Consider the following 17,286-nt stretch of genomic DNA (forward strand, 5'->3'; position numbering starts at 1 on the left):
ATATACTTATTTTACTTATAACTGATTTTAAATTTGAATGATAAAGAATACATTAATATCATATGTCTATATAATAAAATCAGTTAAAAATGAGCTTTAAATTTATAAAATTTATTAATTTTTATGAAATTTAAAAAAAATTAAAAAAATCTGGAAAATCACATTCCCAGATTTGTAGTATTTGTTCCATTAATCTTATAGAAGATACATCCTCTTAAATTAAATACCTTATCAAAGTCAACATCTGTATTGTTTTCAAATTCTGACTTTTTATCGACGATTATATATATCTGTTTATCCGGATTTGAATAAACATCCTGAGGAATGTCGAAACTGGTTTTATTGAGCTTAAGTATTTTGAGATAAGGCTCCTTGTGTGTCTTGTTGTCAAATGTATATACATAATACTGTTTTGCATCATCTATTTCATTAAAGAACCTTACATATTTCTGCATTCCACTTATAATAACAATAGTATCATTATTGCTCATATTATCCAAAAATGCATTGGCTTCTACAGTCTTGGCGTAATCATCATCAATAACAGATATCTGATCTACCAAGTTAAACGCACCGAATACCAAAACGACAATCACTATTGGTATTACAAACTTCTTGAAATCGATATCAGAAACTAAAATTGAAATGCTCAGCCATATAAGTGCAATTGCCGGAACAAGATATCTCGCAAGAAGAATCGGCTTGAATGTTACAGATACGATAAATGCCAAGACTATTGTTACAATAAACACTGCAAAACCCAAAAGCAAAAAGAAGTCATCTTTTGATTTGGATTTAAGATATCTAAGAACAACAAATGCTGTTAATGCAATTACAACTACAGCTAAAATAACACCTAACATGAAATTTGAATTATTTGTAAAAACTATTGAAAATGATTCTACCATTTTTGCCAGATCGACACTTGGAATCCAATAGCTTTTATGTACCTTATTTAACTGACTGAATAATGTAAACAACCACGGAACATATAATATGACTCCAACAACAGTTGATACAAACCATTTTTTCAAATCACTTCTTTCAAATCCTAGACTTTTATTAAACAGTATGTTTACAAACAGAATCATATATAATGCAACTGATGAAATCGCTACAAAATAATGGGTATATGCCCCCAATACTGAAAATATTGCAAGTAAAATCCAGTATTTATAGTTTGATTCCTTCAGGATATAGTAAACGCAAAGGAAACTTAAAACCAAAAAGAGTATTCCCCAGTTATACATCCTTGCTGTTAAAAATACCCTAAAGAAACTTGACATTGTAATTATTGTCAGAGCGAAAAATCCTGCGCTCAGCCATCCGAAGTTTTTTCTTAAAGTGGTAGCGCTAATCCCAAGCAATATAAATAGAGGTAAAATTGACATGACTTTCATTAGAGTTACAAGATCATAGCCAATATGAAGCATTGCCAGGATTTTCATAGGTATCTTTAAAATAATATAGTATAACGGCGGATGCACATCAATTGCTGTGATATTAACCATCTGCTGGAATGACAACTGAATTATTCCTTTGGTAAACCATTCATCAGTTTCAAGGAATGGCTTTTTAAAGATAACCGCAATCATCACTCCTAAAAGGATAATGCTTAATAAAAATAAGATTTTTCCAATTAAATTCTTATCAGACAAATTTATTTTACTATTCATATAATTTAACTATATTAATATTCATATATAAATATTAGTTAGATTTAAAATTAATATTGTTTATACACTTTTTTATACATCCAATCAATTTTAACTGAAAAATGGTCATTTCAAACATTGCATTGATGTTATTATGAAAAATTTTAAACAAATGCATGATTTAGGCTATTTTTTTTAAAAATACAATAGTTTAAATAGTATATATTGGCAATATAAATATGTAACACAATTGTTATCTTTTTTATAAAAAAATTTTATTATTAGAGGATTTTATGGATTTTAAAAAGATTATATTTATATTCAGTATTATCATACTTTTTTCATCCGTTATAGCTGTCAGTGCAAGTTCTTCACAGCAGACTATTCACGACATCCAAAGCATTTTGGAAAACAACAATGAATCCGACATGACAGGGTGCTGTTCTGTTGTATTGCAGCTTGAGGGTAACGACAGTATGATGTCCTTTAGAAGGGACGCTGAGTCATATGCTGATATTTATATAGAAAAAATAAATTGGCATGGAAAAGAAGCAATTAAACAGTATAAAACCTCTGGCGGATATTTCTGTCAGGTCATTATTACCAGCGACGGATGGGTAATTGGATACGGTGGAATCGATGACGGTATCGGCAATGAAAAGATTGAAAACATTACTGCCGGAATGATTACTGACAACAACACAATTCCTGAAAGCGGTCTTGAACAGATTCAGGAAATCAAAGCAGCATACAAATTAGGTCACGTTGTTATGAAAGCGCCTAATGGAAATTATGGTGTTGCAACAGCCACAAATCACTTTACAGGAAAACTCGAACCTTACGATTACATTTCAGTGCCTAACAGGTACACATACTTCAGGTCAGGTGACGTGCTTCCAAATGCAACCGATAAAATCAAAACCATGAACAACATCGCTTTATCAGACGCATTCGGTCTTACAAGAAGAGACATTACCACATTTGTATTCACCTGTGAAAACAATACAAACGTGACTGACGTTTATCTTTCAAATGATGACGGTTCATACTGGGGAATGGAGACTGGAGGCCTTGCAGATAATGTTAATTTCACAGGAAAGGTTACCGAAGCAGGAGATATTCCAATAGCTCCAAACTACACACACATTGGAAATGTTACATTTGACAATGCAAAAGTAATCGGTTCCAACTTTAACATAAAGACATTAATGGTGTACGTCGCAATAATAGCTGTTGTTGCAGCGGTATGCTGCATATCGTATTATACTGTTAAAAAACTTAGAAAAAAATAATTGATTTGATTCAATCGCACTAAGCGATTGAAATATACTTTTTTTAAAAAAATTTTAAAACAAATCGAAATTATCATCAATATATTCAATATTTCAGATTAATTTTAAATATAATAAATAATTATCAGTTAAAAAATTAAAATAATTTGATGATTCGATAATCTTCAACAAAAATCATTTTCATTAAATATTATCATAAAATTATAATTTTTAACCGAATAAAATCCAACTTAAATCCAATATGATGAATTTCATATCGAATAATTTATAACATCATAACGATAAAAGTATTACTATAGGAAAATGAGGTGTTATATGTTAAATAAATTGTTTAAGTTAGATGAAAATAATACTGACTTTAAAACTGAAATTCTAGCAGGTATCACAACATTTCTTGCAATGTCCTATATTTTAGGTGTTAACCCAGGAATGTTGTCTGAAACCGGAATGTCACTTTCAGGCGTATTTATTGCAACTGCTCTTGCATCAGGTATTGCCTGTATTATAATGGGGTTATTATCCAATTATCCTGTTGGACTTGCTCCGGGAATGGGACTGAATGCATTATTCACCTATACTATTGTTTTGGGTATGGGTCTTTCATGGCAAGCAGCTCTCGCTGCAGTATTCTTGTCAAGTGTACTCTTTTTAATAATTACTCTTATCGGTTTAAGGGAAGCAATCCTAAACGCTATTCCTAAAGATTTGAAACTTGCGATCGGTGCAGGTATTGGTTTCTTTTTGGCCTTTTTAGGTTTGGCAAATGCAGGAATCATCGCTTCAAGTCCATCAACTCTTGTTACTTTAGGACCTTTAAGCTCCGCACCTGTATTGCTTGCATTAGTGGGTATTGCAATCACATTAATTTTATATGTACGTAAAGTTCCAGCAGCAGTATTTATCGGATTACTTATTACTGCAATCATTGGTGTAATATTATCATTAGCCGGATTAGGCTCTGCTGATGCAATATTACCTTCACTGCCAGCACAATGGGTATCCTTTGATTTGGACTTCAGCGTATTTGCAGGATTTGCATCCGGATTTGGTGAACTTTTCAAAAATATTCCTACTTTAATAATAATTTTATTCTCTCTACTCTTCGTTACATTCTTTGATACTACAGGAACCCTGATTCCTCTTGCAAAAGAATGTGGTTACGAAAAAGAAGACGGAACAACCGAAGGAATTAACAGAGCATTTATCAGTGACGCATTAGGTGGTATTGTTGGTGCAATATTCGGATCAAGTACCGTAACCGCTTATGTTGAAAGTGCAACTGGTATCGGTCTTGGTGGAAGAACCGGTATTACCGCAATTGTAACAGGTATTTTATTTATCCTTTCAGTATTCTTTGCTCCTACCGTTTTAGCTTTATTTACATCATCTGTAACTACCGCTGCATTGGTAACAGTTGGTATCTTGATGTTTGTACAAATCAAAGATATTGAATGGGATAATTTAGCTATCGTTGCTGCTGTATTTATGACTATCATTATGATGGTTTTATCATATTCAATATCATTAGGTATTGCATTTGGTTTTATAACATACACAATCGTAGCTGCTGCAACCGGTAAAGCTAAAGAATTAAGCCCTCTTGTATGGGTATTGTTCATAGTATTCTTAATATACTTGTTCTTCGGATTATAGAGGAAATTCCCTCTATTTTCACTTTTTCTTTTTTTAATTTTCAAAAATGTTTTATATTATTTGTTTTTATAATAATAACTATGAAAGATTTGTTTGATTATGCAACATTCGGCGAGTTTAAGCTTAACAGCCGTATCGTCAGAACAGGCCTTTGGGAATCTGAAAGAGAAAAATCAGGAAATTTGACTCCTGAGATATATGACAGATATGAAAATATTGCGGCAAGTGGTGTAGGGTTAATAATTACTGAATTGTACTCCCTTTATCCGAGGGATGCATTCAGCAAGTACTCAAATACTTTAAACTACAAGCAATTTGTGCGAGAGGCAAAAGATTTGACAGACCTTGTTCACCTATATGATGTTCCAATTTTTGCCCAGCTGGGTTTTGTACAGTTTCACAAGCATGCAGAGCAGAACGTGAAAATCGAGGATTTGACCATTGAAGACATAAGAAAGATTCAGACAGATTTCATCATTGCAGCTCAAAAGATTGACTATGCAGGCTTTGACGGCATTCAAATAGCTTTGGGAAACTACTATTTTTTAACAAGATTCATAAGTCCTTATTTCAATAAGCGTGAAGACAAATACGGAGGAAACACTTTCAACCGCCTGAGAATTGTCTTGGAAATCATTAAAGTAATCAAACAGAACACCAAGCTGCACATTAACTGCAGGCTGAATGCATTTGATATACAGAAAGGCGGAACGACCGTTGAAGAGACAATCGAAATAGCCAAACTTCTTGAAAAGCATGGCGTTGATTCACTTCAGATTACCCGTCCAAGGTCTCCTCAGTATTTTTCCCGTGAAAACTATCAAAAAAAGATTTTGGCAAGTGCCTGTGATTCAATTATTGAAAACGTCAATATTCCGGTGATTATGGGCGGCGGTGTTAAAACCCAAAAACAGATCAACAATATTTTAAACAAAACAAATGTCGAGTTCATTTCTATGCAGAGGCCTTTTGTTTGCGATTCAAGCTTTCTTATAGACTGGCAGCTTGAAGGTGACGGTGAGGTCAAATGCAAGACATGCAATAACTGTTACTGGAAAAAAACCTCAACCTGTTTTTTATATCCTAAAGCGACATTGAATATAGACTGATTCAGACCCCACAGACGTTTTTGATATATGGAATCTTGCTAAAGGCATATGTTAATATCCATGATGAAACCACAAGAACGATAAGAAATACCGGCAGTAATTTTATAGAATTTGTGTCTATTAATTTAAGGAACTGATTGATCAGGAAATGGGCAAAATACATCCCATAACTGCATATGCTTATTGATACAATCATCTTGCCTAGTAAATTGTTTTGAAGCTTATTGAATCCGATTGAAATTCTATCAATATATTTGATAAAAAGAAACATTCCAACTGCCTGAAATACAATCACAATATTGTGATATTTTGGAGACAATACAGGAATATAATAATAAGAGCATACCATATGGAGAGCAGTTGAGATTACCAAAATCAGGACTCCAAGACCTAACATCTTCTCATCGGATAAGCTGAACAGTTTGTTGTCAAGGTAATATCCCAAAACCACATATCCGATATATCCTGCAAAATAGCCTAACTCAAGACTATAGAACGGATATAATTGGAATGTATTCAATAGGATTGTTATTAACCAAATCGCTAAAAAGAACTCTAAACCTTTTAGTTTATACTCATTTAGAAACGAATTCAGTATTGGAATAACCAGATATACTCCGGCAAGCATCCATACATACCATGTAGGCCTGTTAATTCCAAAAACAAGTTTGAAAATCTGATCGCCATTCCAATTAAGGCAAATCACCCCGATTACAATCATCAGCACTACCTAAAAGACATATGGGTAAACAATCCTTGAAAATCTCTTTTTGAAAAAATCTCCCAATGACTGTTTTCTACCTAAAAGCAATGCTCCGGTCAGCATTAAAAATAAAGGCACTCCCATCAATCCTATATCGTTTAAAAGAAAAGGAATTGCTAATTTTAAGCTTGCTGTTGTAAACTCATATCTTCCGTCAACATGACATAATATTACTGCGATTATTGCAAACGCCCGCAAAAAGTCATAATAGAATATTCTGTTTTTAACCATAACATCACGATATAGAAAATTTATAATTTATTGAATTTGTTCAACAGTTTTCCGGATTTTGAATTCAATATTGCGTTCAGTCTGTTTTTAAGCTCTTCATTTTCATTTTTATATTTGTCCAGCTGATTTTCCAATGATTTAATCTTTTTGGATTCATATGAACTGTCGTCATTGAAAGGAATCCATTCAATATGTACATCAAGAACGTCTGAATCATTAACATCCATTTTGTATTCATAAAAATCATCAAGACATGCCAAATGATTATCGTCAAAGATTGTCTTACTGTTTATCTTGAAACTGGTAAAGTCAATATAAATTGGGAAATTGTTATTGTCCTTATCTTTGGCGTTTACTCCCCTGAGCCTTATTGACAGGGTTCCAGTTTTGATGCATCTTATTTTCAAATCAAGTTTATTTGCGCTGCTTTCAATTACATGACCTATTCCTTTATCGTCACTGAACCACTGCGGAGCATCTATTTTGGAATTCAAATCTGAAACTTCCTCAATTTCTATGGAATTTTGCGCTGTACCTCTATTTTTTAAATCAATTCTAGCTGTATTGAACCTTCTAAGCATCTGGGTAACATCAAGTGACATTTGCCTTTCAACGTAAGGTTTGTCTAAAAACGAATCGAACCACTGAGATATGCTATCCATGTTGTTTTGTCTGTTGAAGCTGATTTCATTTAGGACTTTAACAATTGAAAATGCAGGTATCGCATCCTGAAGCGGGAAATATTCATTCTCGTCAATGGATTTTGAAATCTTTTCATAAAAGACAGGGTCAATATACTTTTCAAAGTCGTCCTGGAAATTTTTGGATTTGAAAACTTCCTTTAGATGACTGTTGATTTCCTCTTCGCTAATGTAGTCATTATCAGGTTGATTTTCAATAGTTTCAGCTTCCTCAACACCTGAAATTAGTTCATATGATTTTGGTGTGAACGGCTTCAGGTCATTGATTTTTTTGGCATATTCTATTGTAGAGTCTGAGAATTTTCTGCCGCCTTCCACCTTAAAGTCAAGCAGCTTAGGACAGTATCTAAGTATAATCAATGTAATGAGAAGCAGATTGTCGTCACATTCATCTGTTGTAAGTTTCAGCTTGAAGAGATCAGGATCTATTATTGGAGATAACGTGAATCTGTTTACAAGATAAAATTCAAGGGCCAGCTTTCCGAAATGGTTTCTAAGTCTTGTCTCCTTATAATGTCTTGACTGCAATTCGCTGTCATTATATCCTTCCTGATTAATCCTCTCAATTCCCAATTCCAATATCCTTGAAACAGGTTCTTTTAATGATAAATTGTATCTTCCGGCCTGTCTTGTCATGTACTGCTTATTTTCATAAACTGTTCCAAGCGGAAATCCTCGGATGGATTCTCCTCCAAAACCGTTGATAACATATATCGGATTAATATAATAACTTGATTTAAAGTTGAACTGATTTGAAAAGCCCAATTTCAGATAGCTTGAGAGGTTGATTATATCTCCCATATCCTTAAAGTTAACGCTTTTAGCATCAATCGGCTGATTCAGCTTAAATCCAAACTCATCGGCAATCTGGGAAGCTATTTCAAAGTCTTCTTCGTGATTGTGATGCTCATCGAGAATGGAAAATACTATAATGCTGTTCATGTCAATGTTTGCAGATAAAATCAGTGCAAATATCACTCTTGTGTCGAATCCGCCTGTCAAATCAACACTGATTCTGTTGGTTTTGCTTTTTATGCTGCGGATTATATCAACCCACTTATAAAACCATCCATCCAGAATATCCAATGCTTCAACAGTATTGATTTCAACTGAATTTTCATCATAATCAATGGTCTTATAGCTTATGGATGAATCATTTTTGTTAATCTTTACAATACGGTTTCTGGGGATGCATTCTATTTCATTTACCAAAGTATCGCCGTAGACAAATGAACACAAAAGTCTAGGCATCATCAGCGCATCGGCATAATCCCTGTTAAATGTCATTTCATGGTCAAACTTTAAATATTCAACTAATTTTAGAAAGGAATTTGATATTGCAAAATAATCGTCTTTTTTATAGATATATAATCCATATGACCCCATGAAATCCTGATGAATTGTTATTTCATCATCATTTACATCAATGCCTACATAGGTCCCTAATCCGGACAGTGAATCGAAATCACTTAAATTATCTTTATTTTTGATGTCATTGTCCTGAATCGTAAATCCGTAAAAGCTCTTTTCGGTTGAATTGAGATTATCACAATCAATAATGAAAAATTCGTTTTTTAAAAAATCATCATTTTTAGAAATTATTATTCCTCCCTGACAAAATAGTTGATATTTTTAGTTTATATGGTTTTCAATATATATAATATTTGTATCTAAAAATGAATCAACATAGTGTCTAATTGGAACCATAACTTCTGAAGCTATCCAAAAAGTAGTTCATCTCCTCTTCAATCTGGGCTAATGTTACGATTGGTTTATACTCAACAAGGCTGTTAAGAGCTATTAAAAATGGAATTGCCTCACCTACACGGACATTGACGAATTCCAAATCCTGATATGTTATCCTGAAGTTGCCGTTTAGATGCTCATCGATTCTTGTACCGGCAGGAATGAAATTGATTTGGCCTTTTTCAATCAGTTCCTCTAAAAGCTTTGTTCCTTCAAGAATGTCACTGAATTCAATCTTTTCTTTTGAAAAAATTGGTTTGATGAATTCAAATTCTATGTCATAATCATATTTTGAATGGCTGTCGCTGAAATAGCTGTCAACCATCAGGTAGTTAATGTACAATTCATGATTAATTATTGAATATTTTTTGTTGTTGAGGATGAATTCCATAATTAACTATTGTTTAAATATGTTAATAAGCTTTCACCAAGAAATATTAAAAAAAAGAAATGAAGAGAATATAAAAATTCTCTTTTAAAGTTTTATTTTTTGCGATATGTGATAACCATCACCATCAATGCCAATAACATCATTGCTATCGGATTACCTGTCTGTTGGCCGTCAGCAGCCTTGGATGAAACGTGTTTTTCAGTTCTGTTTTTATCAGTATTGTTGCTGTCATGTTTGACTTTAACGGAAAATGTTGCAGAGCTTGCGTTGTAGTAGTCATTTGACTGATAATAAACATCCGCCACAGTGTCTTTTTCAGGTATTACAACATCCTTGAATGTTGCAGAGCCGTTGATGACATCTGAGGTATATGTCTTACCATCAATGGTCAATGTAGCAGTACCGTTTTTGACAGGATTGCCTTTCTCGTCAACAAATTTGACTGTAATGTCAGTTTTCTCACCGGCTTTGCCGGTGATGTCACCAGCCAAAGGAGCTTTGGTGTTCATCTTTTCGACATTAACACCAATTGAAGAGGTAGTGGAGTTATAATAGCCGTTGCCGTTATATGTAACGGTTGCATTATATTCTCCAGGATTTGGCAATTCAATACTTAATACTGCTTTACCGTTTTCAACAGTAGCATTGTATGTTTTTCCGTTTAATGTCAGTGTGACAGTTCCGTTTTCAACTGACTTGTTGTTGTGGTCTGAAACTGTAACTGTAACGTCCTTTTTATCTGTTGGTTTTCCGGATATGTCAGAGCATGAAACAGTAGTGTTGACTTTTAGAACTGTAATTGTAGATTCCCCTTGAACAGGATCAACATCTTCACCTGAATATGCCACAACATATGGGTAGATACCAGGATTAGTAAGTTTGACATTGAATGTTGCCTTACCGCCTGAAACCGGAACGGATTCATCTGCACTTAAGAGAGAATTCATGGAAGCACCAAGCACTTCTTTGTCCTCATATTTGATGGTCAAACCCGCAGTACCTTCACCAGCAGGATCACCATTCTCATATTTAAACTCGGCAGTGATGCTGATTATTTCACCAGCATATCCTGTGACAGGAGCGATAGTAATTGTAACAACATGTCTGATGTGCAGTTTGGAACTGTTTGATATAGCTGTATGGTTAGCGTCGGTGACTGTATTTAGGCTTACAGTATAATCGCCTGCAGCCAAATCAGAAACGCTGATTGCTTCACCAGGTTTTACACTACCGTTAACAACAGATTTCTTATTACTGTCAATGATTGAGTAAGATATTTCAGTTGCATTGACTGATGAAACTGCAATTGAGATGGCCTCGCCAAAATTAACGGCTACATAAGAAGCACTTACACAGGAACCAGCAGGGCTAACTGTGATTTTGGAAGCGTTTCTAACAGAAGTGTGGTTTAAATCAACACCTGTAATATAAGTTACATTATAACGGCCTGCAGACAATCCGTTAACTGTAATGTTTAAGCCGGATTCTATGATATCTGAAACAACAACAGTATTGTTTTCATCAACGATATCATAATAAAGCGCAACTGCATTGACAGTTGAAACAGGAATGACTATTTCTTCGCCGTATGTAACTTCCACATCCCCGGCACTGACATATGAACTGGCCGGATTAACTGTAATCTTAGATTTATAGTTAGAAGCAGTGAAATTGGCGTTAACCACAGTTGTCAGGTTGACTGTGTATTCATCAGCACCCAAATCAAGACCGGTAATGTTTTCACCAACATTAACAAGTCCTTCTTTAACAATAGCACCGGAACTGATAATCTGATATGAAACCTTTGTAGCATTCTTAGAGTCTACAACAACCACAATCAAATCACCATAAGTAACCTCAACATCAGTTGCACTGACAGATGAGTTTGCTTTTAAGACAGTGATTCCTGTAAAGTTGCCGGCGACATTACAGTTAGAGTTTACAGTGTTGTTATAGTAAACTGTGTAATTGCCTGCACCTAAACCGCTGATTGTTATGCTGAATCCGTCAACAACAACATTAGCATCTGCAAGTGTGCCGTCAGGGTTGCGGATGACAACGCTGGATTTGTTTATTCCAGTACAGTTTTCACCAGCAGTCACTAAAACAACATCACTTGGGTAAGTGACTGTTTTATTGCGAGCACTGATTGTAGAGTTAAATTTACTGATAGTTACAGTTCCATTGTTGAGGGTTACATTATCCAATCCGGAATATGATGCATTTACTTCATATACTCCGTAATCATCAAATGTATATTTTGTCCACCAGATTCCATTACCTGCATAACTTGCATTCACTTCATCACCGTTTGGAAGGATAAAGCGTAATTTACCTTTAATGACTTCATTTGGAATGTTTGATTTTGCAGTGATGTTAACAGTTTTATTGTTGGTTGTCTGAGAAGTAACATTCACATTGAATTTAGTGTTGTTTGAAATTATATTTAGAGCTTCAGTGTAGTATGAATCTGTGTCATGGCGAACTCCGATGTAATAATTCTCACCAGCAATTATGTCCAAAACAATCATACCATTCTCATCAGTGACTTTAACCTCTTCTAAAACAATAACATCATCAACAACTACGCCTACAGTGATGTTTTGGCCGGGTTCTTTGTTGGATCTTGTTGGTTTGATAGCGGAATTGCCAGTGTTATTGATTCCGTTTGCACTCCAATAGAATACGTTGTTAAATGTAACTTCATCATTTCTGGAATAGATTGCGTTTAAAAGGTTGTCCTGACCGGTGAAAGTAATTGTAATGTTATTTTCATTTTTGGTTACTTCTAAAGCATCCGCATTTGCTCTATTGTTTAAGAAACGAGAATTGGAAATAGTTTTGGTGGATAAAGTACTCCAAAAGTAAATAGCAGAACCTGTAGTCGCATTATTGCCAGTAAAATTACAATTTGCTATTTCACCATTACCATTTAAGAAGTAAATTGCACCGCCATCTCCAGAAGCTGTGTTGTTAACAAAATTACAATATGTTAGTTCGCCATCCCTAACAAATCCCAATGCACCACCAAAACTGGTTGCCTTATTATTATTGAAATTACAATTTTTTACAATACCCACACCATTATAAAAGCTGCAATAAACTGCACCACCAGAATATGCTGAGTTATTGGTAAAATTACAATTTGTTAGTTCACCAGTTCTATCGAAGAAAGCTGCACCACCAAAACTATAATCGCCAGTTACAGTGTTATTAACAAAATTACAATTTGTTACACTACCCGAACCCATTAAGATAGCACCACCACGACTAGCAGCGTTATTAACAAAAGTACAATTTGATGCTTCTCCATTAAACTCAAATAAAATAGCTCCACCACGATTAGCAGTGTTATTAACAAAAGTACAATTTGTTACACTACCTGAACCCATGTTGATTGCACCACCAAAACTGGTTGCCTTATTATTATTGAAATTACAGTTTGTCACATTACCATTACCATCAAAGTAAACTGCACCACCAGAATATGCAGAGTTATTAGTAAAATTACAATTTTTTAGTTCACCAGTTCTATCGAAGAAAACTGCACCACCAAAACTATAATCGCCAGTTACAGTGTTATTAACAAAATTACAATTTGTTACACTACCCGAACCCATTAAGATAGCACCACCACGACTAGCAGCGTTATTAACAAAAGTACAATTTGTTACACTACCTGAACGCATGTTGATTGCACCACCATAGCGGTTTGCAGAGTTGTTAGTAAAATTACAGTTTACCAGTCTACCAGATGACTCACTATCGAAATAGATAGCACCACCATGATCAGCAGAGTTATTATTAAAACTGCAATCTGTTACATTACCTTCAACATTTTTGTAGAAGTAAACGGCACCACCAGAAACTGCTTGGTTATCAGTAAAACTACAATTTGTCACAGTGCCGTTGAAATTAATGCAAACTGCACCACCACAACTCTCATTGCCGGTTGCTTTGTTGTGAGTAAAAACACATTTTATTACAGTACCATTGTTATTAAAGTAAACTGCACCACCGCAAACATAATCTCCGGTAACTTGGTTGTTTGTAAAATCACAACTTGTTACAGTGCCGTCCCAGGAGAAGTAAAGTGCACCACCATATTCACCTTTGTTATCAGTGAAAGTACAATTTGTTACATTACCCTCCAAATAGAAGCAAACTGCCCCTCCGTCAGAAGTCGCTGTGTTGTTTGCGAAATTACAATTTTCAATGCTGCCTGAATAAATATCGATAGCACCGGCACCACCTGAAGTTGCCTTGTTATCAATAAAATTACATTTTGCTACATTACCGGTTCCCATAAAGTGAATTGCTCCGGCATTGTATGCTGAGTTATTGGTAAAACTACAATTTTCTACTTTACCATCTACCATGATGTAAAGTGCACCACCATTTTCTGCAGAGTTATCAGTGAAATGACAGTTTGTCACATTACCATTACCATCAAAGTAAACTGCACCACCCTCACCTGACGCATTGGCGTTTGTAAAGGTAATGTTATTTAACACCACATTATCTGCAGTAACCTTGAAGATTCTGGCCTTATTAAGTGCATTGATTGTGTAGCCGTTACCGTTGATTGTAATCGGCTTGCCAATGACAATTCCGTCGGCGAGATTTTCATCCATGCCGACAGTGAATGTGTAGCTGCGGTTTAAGGTGAGCACTGAATCTGCAGCAGCCTCATTGATATACTTTTGCAATATGTTGAAATCGCCTAGGCCATTTGTAAATGTGCCGTTGCTTTCAGCATATGTGTAATAGCTGTCTTCAAAGTGATAGACATTATATCTGAATTTTCCGGTGCTTAGTTTAGCTAAGTCATATATGGCCTGACCGTTAATGTCAGTTACTAAAGTAACGTTTTCAACTAGCTTATCATCAGAATCAAAAATTTCTAAAGTGATGTTTTGACCGGCTTGCCTGTTGGATCTTGGTGGTTTGATAGGGAAATTGCCTGTGCTGTTGATTCCGTTTGCACTCCAATAGGTCACATTGGTAAAGGTAACTTCGCCATTATTTCTTGAATGGATTGCGTTTAGAAGGTTATTGTTACCTGTGAAAGTAATTGTAATGTTATTTTCATTTTTGGTTACTTCCAAAGCTTCCGCATTCGCTCTATTGTTTAAGAAAATAGAATTGGAAACAGTTTTAGTTTCTAAATTATTCCCGAAGTAAATAGCAGAACCTGTAGTCGCATTATTTCCAGTGAAATTACAATTTGTCACAGTAGAACTTAGACGAAAATGACCCTCAAAGTAAACTGCACCACCATCTTGAGTTGCGGTATTGTTAGTAAAATTACAATTTGCAACACTACCAGAAAGCATCCGGATAGCACCACCATTGGATTTTGCATTGTTAGAAATAAAACTACAATTTGTCACAGTAGAACCTCGATGATAAAAACCATTGAAGTAAACTGCACCACCATCTTGAGTTGCAGTGTTGTTAGTAAAATTACAATTTGTCACAGTACCATAATCACGGAAGTAAACTGCACCGCCATAACGAGCAGAGTTATTAACAAAATTACAATTTGTCACATTCCCAGAAAAAATCCAGATAGCACCAAAATCACCAAAAGCAGAGTTATTAACAAAATTACAATTTGTCACAGTACCGAAACCTATATTAATAGCACTACTATCAACTGAAGCGGAGTTATTAACAAAATTACAATTTGTTACAATAACATTTCCTATTAAATAAAATGCTCCGCCACGCTGAGCAGAGTTATCAATGAAATTACAGTTTGTCACAACACCATTATCATCAAAGAAAACTGCACCACCTTCACCTGAAGCATTGGCGTTTGTAAATGTAATGTTATTTAACACCACATTTTCTACAGTAACGTGAAATATTCTGGCCTTATTAAGTGCATTGATTGTGTAGCCGTTACCGTTTATAGTAATCGGCTTGTCAATGACAATTCCGTCGGCGAGATTTTCATCCACGCCTACAATGAATGTGTAGTTTTGGTATAATGTGAGCACTGAATTTGCAGCAGCCTCATTGATTTCCCTTTGCAATAGGTTGAAATCAACTAATGCATTAGTAAATGTGCCGTTGCTTTCAGCATATGTGTAATAGCTGTCATACAGATGATAAACATCATATCTGTATTTTCCGTTGCTTAGTTTAGCTAAGTCATATACTACCTGACCGTTAATGTCAGTTACTAAAGTAACGTTTTCAACTAGCTTATCATCAGAATCAAAAATTTCTAAAGTGATGTTTTGACCTGCTTCCCTATTAGATCTGGCCGGAGTGGAACTGCCCGTGTTTGCGATTCCGTTTGCACTCCAGTAAGTCACATTGGTAAATGTAACTTCACTATCGTCTCTGGAATAGATTGCATTTAAAAGGTTATCCTTACCTGTGAAAGTAATTGTAATGTTATTATAATTTTTGGTTACTTCAAATGTTTCTGCATTCGCTCTATTGTTTAAGAAAATAGAATTGGAAACAGTTTTAGTGGCTGATGTATCCCAAAAGAAAATAGCAGAACCTCTTGTCGCATTATTGCCAGTGAAATTACAATTTTCAATGCTACCCCACTCCGTATGGATTGCACCACCATACTTAGCAGAGTTATTAGTAAAATTACAATTTTCAACACTACCAGATAGCATATAGATAGCACCACTATAGACTCCACCGGAGTTATTAGTAAAATTACAATTTTCAACACTATTACCAGATATCATATAGATAGCACCACCAGTATATCCAGCAGTGTTATCAGCAAAATTACAATTTGTTACTTCACAATTATTATCTCCGAAGAAAACTGCACCACCAGTATATCCAGCAGTGTTATCAGCAAAATTACAATTTGCCACATTACCCTGACTATAGAAGAAAACTGCACCACCATTTTGAGTTGCAGTGTTGTTAACAAAATTACAATTTGCCACATTACCCTGACTATTGAAGAAAACTGCACCACCGTATTCAGTTGCAGTGTTGTTAACAAAATTACAATTTTCAACAGTACCGGAATTATCGAAGTAAATAGCTCCTCCATCACCATTAAAGTTAGCATTTTTAATGGTTAGGTTTTTAATTGTTACACCGGAATCTTCTACATAAAATGCTCGAATAGTTGATCCTGCCATATCAATTACCGCACCTTTACCATCAATAATTCTATCATAACCATTGATATGAATAGTGTCATCAGAATCAGAACATATGTAATAATCATGCTGCAATTCAACATTTCCGCCACGAGAAATCTCACGAGCTAATATAGAAAATGTGGCCTCATCAGCACCCAATTTATCCAAATCATTCGATACGCTTAAAACATCATCAGGACTTATATAGCCTTCGTTATCACATATAGATAAATCAATACTTTCGCTTGTTAGGTTTCCATCGCTGTCGGTTGCTGCAGCTGCTGAGTGAACAGAGAACAGCAATATCAACAGTAATGAAATCAACAAGATTTTAGTTTTCAACTTATCCATTTAAAATTCAACTCGCTTTTTTGATCAAAAAAAATATTTGTCAAAATTTTTTTACATAACATGTCATGTAATAAGAATTATTTGCGCATTACGTGTTTTAAATCATTACTACATATGTAAATATGATAAAATATGTTAATATATTTAATTGAAAATTCTTCAAAATAGTTTAGAAAAACGGTTGATTGTTTTTAAAAAAAATTAAAAAATATTAATCAGTTAATTCGCAATTAAACGAACAAATGAAACTTAGTTTGGCGA

Annotated in this window: 7 protein-coding genes and 1 pseudogene; 3 read left to right on the forward strand and 5 right to left on the reverse strand. The window is 34.6% G+C overall.

The annotated features are described in order from the left end of the window. Positions 1-158: 158 nt before the first annotated feature. Entirely contained in the window at positions 159-1,658 is a 1,500-nt protein-coding gene (locus tag IJL02_RS10200) for a hypothetical protein (protein WP_292816032.1), read from the reverse strand. A gap of 290 nt (positions 1,659-1,948) precedes the next feature. On the opposite strand from IJL02_RS10200, the gene IJL02_RS10205 reads away from it, so the two are divergent. From IJL02_RS10205 to IJL02_RS10215, 3 genes are all read left to right on the forward strand, one after another. After that, entirely contained in the window at positions 1,949-2,947 is a 999-nt protein-coding gene (locus IJL02_RS10205) for a hypothetical protein (protein ID WP_292816034.1), read from the forward strand. A 315-nt stretch (positions 2,948-3,262) separates the two neighbouring features. After that, entirely contained in the window at positions 3,263-4,600 is a 1,338-nt protein-coding gene (locus IJL02_RS10210; protein WP_292816036.1) for an NCS2 family permease, read from the forward strand. A gap of 80 nt (positions 4,601-4,680) precedes the next feature. Continuing rightward, complete coding sequence (locus tag IJL02_RS10215; protein WP_292816039.1) at positions 4,681-5,709, forward strand: tRNA-dihydrouridine synthase; 1,029 nt, start codon at positions 4,681-4,683, stop codon at positions 5,707-5,709. Between the two features lies 1 nt (position 5,710). Here IJL02_RS10215 and IJL02_RS10220 read toward each other — a convergent pair. The 4 genes and pseudogenes from IJL02_RS10220 to IJL02_RS10240 all read right to left on the reverse strand — a co-directional run bounded on the left by IJL02_RS10220 (position 5,711) and on the right by IJL02_RS10240 (position 17,025). Next, positions 5,711-6,703, reverse strand: a pseudogene (locus IJL02_RS10220) (acyltransferase). A 20-nt stretch (positions 6,704-6,723) separates the two neighbouring features. Beyond that, the gene (locus IJL02_RS10230; protein ID WP_292816045.1) at positions 6,724-8,790 is read right to left on the reverse strand and encodes a hypothetical protein; all 2,067 of its coding nucleotides are present in this window, start codon (positions 8,788-8,790) and stop codon (positions 6,724-6,726) included. Between the two features lie 307 nt (positions 8,791-9,097). Beyond that, positions 9,098-9,541 (reverse strand): hypothetical protein, encoded by a 444-nt coding sequence (locus IJL02_RS10235; RefSeq protein WP_292816047.1) that lies wholly within the window; start codon positions 9,539-9,541, stop codon positions 9,098-9,100. A gap of 92 nt (positions 9,542-9,633) precedes the next feature. Continuing rightward, entirely contained in the window at positions 9,634-17,025 is a 7,392-nt protein-coding gene (locus IJL02_RS10240; RefSeq protein ID WP_292816049.1) for a right-handed parallel beta-helix repeat-containing protein, read from the reverse strand. Positions 17,026-17,286 lie beyond the last annotated feature (261 nt).

Origin of the sequence: Methanobrevibacter sp., assembly GCF_017427765.1 — an archaeon.
Classification (GTDB): Archaea; Methanobacteriota; Methanobacteria; order Methanobacteriales; family Methanobacteriaceae; genus Methanocatella.